Raw genomic sequence first — 3,955 nt, 5'->3', positions numbered from 1 at the left:
CGGCACCGGCGTACGCGGCCTGGTCGACGGGCAGCGGGTCGCCGTACTGCGGCCCGGCTGCGCCGACGTACCGCCGCTGCCCTCGACGCTGCGCGACGTACTGCGCGAGGCCGACGCGGCCGGGCACACCGCCGTCGTGGTCACGGTCGACGACGCCGCCGCCGGCATCCTCGTCCTGGGCGACCGGCCCCGCCCCGGCGCCGCCGACGCGATCACCGGGCTGCGCCGACTCGGCGTCACCGTCGTCCTGGCCACCGGCGACCGATCGGGCCCGGCGCGCACCGTGGCCGACCAGGTCGGTATCGCCGACGTACTGGCCGAGTTGGACCCGCACGACAAGGCCGACCTCGTCCGCGGCCTGCGCGCCGACGATCCGGGCCGTGCGGTCGCGGTCGTCGGGGACGGCGTCAACGACACGTTGGCGCTGAGCGCGGCGGATCTGGGCATCGGGATGGGCGGCGGTACGGCCGCGGCCATCGGTGTCGCCGACGTCACGCTCGTCCGCGACGACCTCGCGGCCCTCGCCGACGCGATCCGGCTTTCGAGACGGACCGCCACGACCGTCCGGGCCAACCTGGTCTGGGCGTTCGGCTACAACGCCGTACTGCTTCCGGTCGCCGCCACCGGCCTGCTCGACCCGATGTTCGCGGCGGCGGCGATGTCGATCAGCTCGCTCGCGGTCGTGACCAACAGCCTGCGCCTTACTCGCTTCGCGTCCCGCCGCACCACCTCGGAGCCGATATGAACCGCCCACGCGCCGTTGCCGACCCGAACCCGGACCGGGACCCAGACCGGGACTCGAACCTGGACCGGGACTCGAATTTGGGCCCGGGCCTGGACCAGGGCACGAGCCCGATCCGCAGCCCGAGTTCGGGTCCACGCGCTGCCCGGATCCGGGTCACGAAGGCGGCCTTGACGCCGTTCCTGGCCGCCGCGCTGACCCTCGGACTGCTCACGATCTGGGCCACGACGGGCCGGGCCGGTACCCCCGCGAAACTGTCCGTCACCGACGGCCGGGTACACCTGCCCACGAACCCCGACGCGACCTCCGCCTACTTCACCATCCGCAACACCGGCGGCAGCAACGACGAACTGGTGTCGGTGTCGACGCCGGTCACCACCGACGTGATGCTGAGCTTCCACACGTACACCGGATACGCCGGCCGCATGTGGATGACCGAGGCGCTGCCCATCCCGGCACACGGACTCCTCGGCATGACGGCGAGCGGCAGCAACATCATGCTCGGGTTGCCGAAGACCGAACTCCGGGCGGGGGACCACGTCACGTTCACCCTGCGCTTCCGGCACAGCGCGCCGGTCACGGCGACGGCGGTCGTGGTGGCACCGGGGACGTGGGCGCCGTCGGGACGGACGTGAGGCGCAGTACCTCGGCGGAGGGGGGTCGGTCGTGCCTCGACGGAGGCGGGTCGTGCCTCGGCGGAGGCGGGTCGTGCCTCGGCGGAGGCGGGTCGGTGCCTTGGTACGAAACCTTCGTTGCAGTTCCGGAACCGGCGGCTTGGCGCCGGGAGTCGGGGCCGGGAGTCAGGGCCGAGGGGTGGGGCCGGAGGGTGAGTGCGCGTTACCGTGTCGGGCTTGCCTGCCAGGCGCTCACGCCCAGCTTTCCGGTGGTGCCCAGATCGATGCGACCGCCCTCCGGCTTCACGATCTGGTGCGGGCGGCCCTCGGCGGGCGCGATGTCCAGGTAGGCGCCGTTGGCCGGGGCGGCGTTGATTCCGGTGACCGTGTTGCGCCAGGCCAGGGCGGCGACGGCTCGTTCGCCGGGCTGAAGGGTGACGGGCTGTGCGCCGGCGTCGAAGTTGTCGATGTCGGCGATGGAGGACGCACCGCGGCCGACCCGGACGTCGAGCGGGGACCGGTCCTCGTCGAGGACGCGGACGCTCGGATAGCCGTTCACCGAGTACGGCTGCGTGCCGCAGTTGACCATGGCCACGTGGATGACGCGCAGGCCCATGGCCGCCTCGGGATTCTCCGTACGGATGACCACGCCGGCGGCGGGGCAGGCCGGCGCGGGCGCGGTCGTTTGCGCGGTGGCGGTAGTAGCGGCGGGCGCGGAGGTTCGGGGCGCGACGGTTCGGGGCGTGGGGGGCGGGTCGAGCGCGGTGCCGGCGTACGGGGCGCCGACCGTGACGGACGGCTTCGGCGCACCCGTCTGGGCGCAGGCCGAACCGGCGCCGAGCACGACGGCCGCAACCACCACCGATCCGAACCGGCGAAGACTCCGGCTTCGCCCGGCGCCCGTACGCATCGCCGGACGGCGGTCGGTGGTTCCTGTCATGACAACCGGCTCTTTCTTCGTGCTCGTGCTTCGTTCTCGTGCGTCGTGCGTCGTGCGTCGTGCGTCGTGCTTCGTTCTCGTGCGTCGTGTTTCGTTGTGCTTTCGGGTGGTCGCGCACCTTCTCCGAGGGCTTCCGCGTCCCGTTCGGGACTTCGCACCTGCGGACGGCCGCGCCCATCGCCCCGGAGAGACGCAGATCGGCCGTGTTCGGTTCCGCGAGGGAGCGGCCGGCTTTCGCGTGGTCGTTTGTCTGCGGCCGGAGTCGGGCGAGGAGCCGGCCTGGGAACCGGTCGGGAACGGCCGATTTGCCGAACCGGCAAGCCTCGTTGTGTGTCACGTGATCATGACGGATGCTCGGAACGATCGGGCGCCATCGGTACGGCGGCGGGCCGACACGACCGCCGTTACGCCTGCCGGTACACCCGCCGTTACACCCGCACATGGACACCTTCGAGGAGAACACCATGTCGAAACCCATTCACGCTCCGACAGCCGAGCCCGTCGCCCGGAAGCAGGATTCCGGGTCGGAGTCGAGCGCCGTGCGGCACCGGTTGGTGGATGTACCCGGTGGGCGCATCCATGTGGCGGAGCAAGGCACCGGCCCGCTGGTCCTGTTGGTCCACGGGTTTCCCGAGTCTTGGCGTTCGTGGCGCAATCAACTGCCGGCCCTGGCCGCGGCCGGGTTCCGGGCGGTCGCCATCGACGTGCGCGGGTACGGACGGTCCTCGAAGCCACGCGACGTGGCGTCCTACCGGATGCTCGCGCACGTCTCCGACAACGTCGCGGTCGTCCGCGCTCTCGGCGAGGACACCGCGACGATCGTCGGCCACGACTGGGGCTCCACCATCGCCGCGGACACCGCGCTGATCAGGCCGGACGTCTTCACCGCCGTCGGGCTCATGGGCGTCCCGTACGCGCCGCGAACCGGCTTTCGGCCGACGGACGCCTTCGCGATGATCGGCGGTGACGAGGCGTTCTATGTGGACTACTTCCAGGAGCCAGGGCGGGCGGAAGCAGAGATCGAGCCGGACATCCGCGGGTGGCTGGCGGGCTTCTACGCCGGGCTCTCCGCCGACACGATGCCGCCGCCGGGAAGCGACAGCCTGTTCTTCGTCCCCTCAGGCGCGAGGATGGCCGACCGGTTCCCGGCGGGGCCGCTGCCAGGTTGGCTCACGCCAACCGAACTGGACGAGCACGCCGAGGAGTTCGAGCGGACCGGGCTGACCGGGGCCCTCAACCGCTACCGCAACATGGATCGCGATTGGGAGGACCTCGCCGCGTGGGACGGCGACCCGATCACCCAACCGTCGCTGTTCATCGGCGGCGAACTCGACTCCTCCACCGCGTGGTTGGCCGACGCCATCGACGCCTTTCCCACCACGCTGCCCGGTCTGTCCGCCGCACACATTCTCAAGGGCTGCGGACACTGGGTTCAGCAGGAACGACCCGACGAGGTCAACGGCCTGCTGATCGACTGGCTACGGCAACTCCCGCACGACGGACACTGATTCCGAACGGCGTGCCACCCACCGATGGCACGTCGGGGCCGCAGGCGCGTCCCGGGCCTGCGGCCGGATCCGCCGGCCACTCCGACGAGGCGGGCACCGCGAGGACGGCATGGCCTGCAGACCGTCGTACTCGCCGCCCGCGACGCCTCAC

Annotated in this window: 4 protein-coding genes; 3 read left to right on the top strand and 1 reads right to left on the bottom strand. The window is 71.7% G+C overall.

Going from position 1 to position 3,955, the window contains the following annotated elements:
* Window positions 1-745: HAD-IC family P-type ATPase (locus GT354_RS49050; RefSeq protein ID WP_161364621.1), on the top strand; the 745-nt coding region annotated here is incomplete at its 5' end.
* The gene (locus GT354_RS49045) at window positions 742-1,377 is read left to right on the top strand and encodes a copper chaperone PCu(A)C (protein ID WP_202513147.1); all 636 of its coding nucleotides are present in this window, start codon (window positions 742-744) and stop codon (window positions 1,375-1,377) included. The genes GT354_RS49050 and GT354_RS49045, both read left to right, overlap by 4 nt.
* Before the next feature lie 202 nt (window positions 1,378-1,579).
* Here the strand turns inward: GT354_RS49045 and GT354_RS49040 are convergent, their stop codons facing one another.
* The gene (locus tag GT354_RS49040; protein WP_161364619.1) at window positions 1,580-2,296 is read right to left on the bottom strand and encodes a DUF4232 domain-containing protein; all 717 of its coding nucleotides are present in this window, start codon (window positions 2,294-2,296) and stop codon (window positions 1,580-1,582) included.
* A 464-nt stretch (window positions 2,297-2,760) separates the two neighbouring features.
* Between GT354_RS49040 and GT354_RS49035 the strand changes: the two genes are divergently transcribed.
* Entirely contained in the window at window positions 2,761-3,804 is a 1,044-nt protein-coding gene (locus tag GT354_RS49035; RefSeq protein WP_161364618.1) for an alpha/beta hydrolase, read from the top strand.
* The last annotated feature ends 151 nt before the right edge of the window (window positions 3,805-3,955 follow it).

It is taken from the genome of Streptomyces sp. SID3343 (genome assembly GCF_009865215.1).
Classification (GTDB): Bacteria; Actinomycetota; Actinomycetes; order Streptomycetales; family Streptomycetaceae; genus Embleya.
This window is presented reverse-complemented; position numbering and strand designations above follow the sequence as displayed.

Coding starts and splice junctions, on each gene's coding strand:
- GT354_RS49035 (WP_161364618.1), top strand. CDS start 2,761: ATGTCGAAACCCATTCACGCTCCGACAGCCGAGCCCGTCGCCCGGAAG.
- GT354_RS49040 (WP_161364619.1), bottom strand. CDS start 2,296: ATGACAGGAACCACCGACCGCCGTCCGGCGATGCGTACGGGCGCCGGG.
- GT354_RS49045 (WP_202513147.1), top strand. CDS start 742: ATGAACCGCCCACGCGCCGTTGCCGACCCGAACCCGGACCGGGACCCA.